5 protein-coding genes and 1 pseudogene are annotated in these 2,839 nt (G+C 61.4%); all 6 read right to left on the bottom strand.

The genetic code is table 11. The features are described from left to right. Positions 1-149, bottom strand: a pseudogene (locus tag JQC81_RS33705) (electron transfer flavoprotein subunit beta/FixA family protein); the annotation flags it as partial. Positions 150-251: 102 nt separating this feature from the next. After that, entirely contained in the window at positions 252-959 is a 708-nt protein-coding gene (locus JQC81_RS32070; RefSeq protein ID WP_203275807.1) for a rhomboid family intramembrane serine protease, read from the bottom strand. 10 nt (positions 960-969) lie between these two features. Continuing rightward, positions 970-1,545 carry a cob(I)yrinic acid a,c-diamide adenosyltransferase gene (locus JQC81_RS32065; protein ID WP_203275806.1) on the bottom strand — a complete coding sequence of 192 codons (576 nt, stop codon included), beginning with the start codon at positions 1,543-1,545 and terminating at the stop codon, positions 970-972. 87 nt (positions 1,546-1,632) lie between these two features. Continuing rightward, positions 1,633-2,229, bottom strand: coding sequence for an acyloxyacyl hydrolase (locus tag JQC81_RS32060; protein WP_203275805.1), 597 nt, complete (start codon positions 2,227-2,229; stop codon positions 1,633-1,635). Positions 2,230-2,433: 204 nt separating this feature from the next. Then, the gene (locus tag JQC81_RS32055) at positions 2,434-2,625 is read right to left on the bottom strand and encodes a twin transmembrane helix small protein (RefSeq protein WP_203275804.1); all 192 of its coding nucleotides are present in this window, start codon (positions 2,623-2,625) and stop codon (positions 2,434-2,436) included. A 75-nt stretch (positions 2,626-2,700) separates the two neighbouring features. Next, positions 2,701-2,839: DUF4175 family protein (locus JQC81_RS34095; protein ID WP_203275803.1), on the bottom strand; the 139-nt coding region annotated here is incomplete at its 5' end.

The following is a 2,839-nucleotide window of genomic DNA, read 5'->3' as shown; positions in this document are numbered from 1 at the left end:
TTGAGGCGCACGGCCTCCTCGACGGCGATCTCGTCGAAGGGGTTCATGGACATCTTGATGTTGGCGAGCTCCACGCCGGAGCCGTCCGGCTTCACCCGGATCTTCACGTTGTAGTCCACAACCCGCTTCACACAGACAAGAAGCTTCATTCGTCCGTCCTCACCAAAGATCAGAGCCGGATATGGCTGAAAACCAGCCCTCCGGACATATAGGAAAAAGGCGGATGGACCGTAACGGTCAACACCCGATTGTCAACGCGGCGCCTGCAGTTCCTGCGCCTGGACGCGGGCGAGCACAGGGTCGTAGCGGCGGCGCATGAGAGGGATGAGAATAGCGCCGACAAGGAAGCCGCCAAGATGGGCGAACCAGCCGACGCCGTCGTCTCCCCCTAAGAAGGCCGAGGCGAACTGGAGCGCGAACCAGAAACCGATGGTCCAGTAGGCCGGCAGGTGCAGCGGGATGCCTTTGAGAAAGAGACCCCAGATCTTCACCCGCGGATAGAGGATGAGATAGGCCGCCACCACCCCGGACACACCGCCCGAAGCTCCGATCAGGGGGCGGTGCGGCTCCGGGGTGATATAGGCATGGGCGAGGCTCGCGGCCGCTCCGCAGAGCAGGAAGAACACCACGAAGCGCCAATGCCCCATGGCATCCTCCACGTTGTCGCCGAACACCCACAGGAACAGCATGTTGCCGATGAGATGAAAGAGGGATCCGTGCAGGAAGATGTTCGTGACGAGCGTCAGCTCCACCGGCACGAAGGGATAGCCCTCTGGCAGCACCTCCGTGCCGAACAGAACCGAGGGGATGAAACCGAGGCCCCCCACCACCGCATCCGGGCCCGGCGGGGCATAGAAGGTGACGAGATAGGCGACGATGCACAGGCCCATCAGGAACCGCGTCGCGAGCGGCGTCTTCATGTTCTTGAGCGGGACGCCGTCGTGAAGCGGTAAGAACATTGGCTGGTTCCTACCGATTCTGTCCCGGTACCCAGAGCACGTCGAGCGCACCCTTGTCGTTCACGTAGCGGGATGCGACGAACAGAAAGTCGGACAGGCGGTTCAGGTATTTCACCGCTTCCGGAGAGACCTTCTCGCCTGGCTTTTCCGTGAGTTCGACCACATGCCGCTCCGCGCGGCGGCAGATTGTGCGGGCGAGGTGAAGCGCTGCGGCGGCGGGCGTGCCGCCCGGGAGCACGAAGGAGCGGAGCACGGACAACTCGCCGTTCAGGTGGTCGATCTCCTGCTCGAGACGGTCTACCTGGGCTTGCGTGATGCGCAGGGGCTCGTAGGGCAGGGGCTTGTCCGTCTCCACCGTGGCGAGATCGGCGCCGAGGTCGAACAGGTCGTTCTGAATGCGGCTCAGCATCGGATCGATGGCGTGATCCGCCGTGTGGAGGCGAACGAGCCCGATGCAGGCATTGGTCTCATCCACCGTGCCATAAGCCTCGATGCGAAGGTCGTGCTTGGGGCGGCGTCCGCCGGCGGCGAGCGCCGTGGTGCCCGTGTCGCCGGTGCGGGTGTAGATGCGGTTGAGAACGACCATGAAAGGCCTGACAGGTTAGGATTCGCTCATTCTAGATGAAGCATCAGATCCATTCCAAAAGTGCAACCCACTTTTGGGTCCGATGCTCTAGAACGAATACCCAACCCGTGCGCCGACATTCGTCAAGCCTCTATTCTCGTCCGAGCAGGTTCCGCCGTCGGAGAGATGCTCGATGGTGGCCATCACGCTCCAGTTGGCGGACAGACGAACGCCCACCGATCCGGACTCGCGGAACAAGGGCGAGCAGCCGACCGCCTGACGGTCCGAAAGCGGATGCGACGAGTCTTTGCCGTTGTGGATGGCGCCGCCGAAGCTGCCTTCCACGAAGATGTTCGGCGTGACGTCGATCGTCCAGGACAGCCCCGCATAGGCGAAGCTGGTGCGGTCGTCGAAATTCAGGCTGCCGCCGATATGCGGCCGGGGAATGAAATAGCTGGTGAAAAGGTCCGATGCGGTGAAGGGCTTATCGAACAGGATCTCGCCGGTCAGGTTGGCCGATCCGTCAGCTCCCTCACGGCCCCAGGGATCCTGAGCGGACAATCCGAAACGGAATTCCGACAGGATGCCCGACTGAGATGCCGTTGGGGAAGTGTTGGCCTGTCGCTTGAAATCGGAGCCCAAAGCGCCTGCCGATCCCATGAACAGGACCAGGAGACTCAGGCCTAAGGCCGGGCTGGTGCGCATCAAAAGGTCCATAACTCAATAAAAATTAAGGCCAACAGGCTACGCCGTTATGGCTAACGATCTCTTAATACAAACCGTGGCGAAAACGTGTCAATACGGAGATGCCCGGAGCGTTAACCGGACAGGTGATGCCGGTTGTCCACGCTTATGAACGACCTTGGGATGCGCATTGCAGGATCTGACGCATGGGAAATGCTCTGATGCTCAGGTGGCTCTCCACCAGATCACACCCATGATGACGATGATGGCGATGAACTGCAGCAGCACGCGCAGGCGCATGAGATGCTGCGACCGATTGGCATTGCCGCCGCGCAGCATGTTGAAAAGGCCGAGAAGCAGCACGAGAGCGACAGCGACAACCGCTATCGGCACAAGCAGATCGACAAAACCGGACATCGTGATTCCATGAGAGGGTTCGGGCGACCGTGGCCCGAACCCATCGGAGAGACAAGGGGTGCGTTGACCCTGTTATCAGTTTCTGCGCAGCAGCCGCTCGAAATATTCGAGTTCTTCCTGCGCTCGCGAGGGGTCGCCCAGCTTGCGGCGCAGCTCTTCCAGGATCTGCTGCGCGCGCTGGGCCGGTGATGCACCGGCACTGGGCACCTCGACA

The sequence above is a fragment of the Microvirga arabica genome, assembly GCF_016811235.1.
Lineage (GTDB): Bacteria > Pseudomonadota > Alphaproteobacteria > Rhizobiales > Beijerinckiaceae > Microvirga > Microvirga arabica.
The sequence above is the reverse complement of the archived record's forward strand: the minus strand, read 5'-3'. Positions and strand labels throughout refer to the sequence as shown.

What these genes read in the sequence shown, in the direction of transcription:
- JQC81_RS32070 (WP_203275807.1), bottom strand. Translation starts at nt 959, where the DNA reads ATGTTCTTACCGCTTCACGACGGCGTCCCGCTCAAGAACATGAAGACG.
- JQC81_RS32065 (WP_203275806.1), bottom strand. Translation starts at nt 1,545, where the DNA reads ATGGTCGTTCTCAACCGCATCTACACCCGCACCGGCGACACGGGCACC.
- JQC81_RS32060 (WP_203275805.1), bottom strand. Translation starts at nt 2,229, where the DNA reads ATGCGCACCAGCCCGGCCTTAGGCCTGAGTCTCCTGGTCCTGTTCATG.
- JQC81_RS32055 (WP_203275804.1), bottom strand. Translation starts at nt 2,625, where the DNA reads ATGTCCGGTTTTGTCGATCTGCTTGTGCCGATAGCGGTTGTCGCTGTC.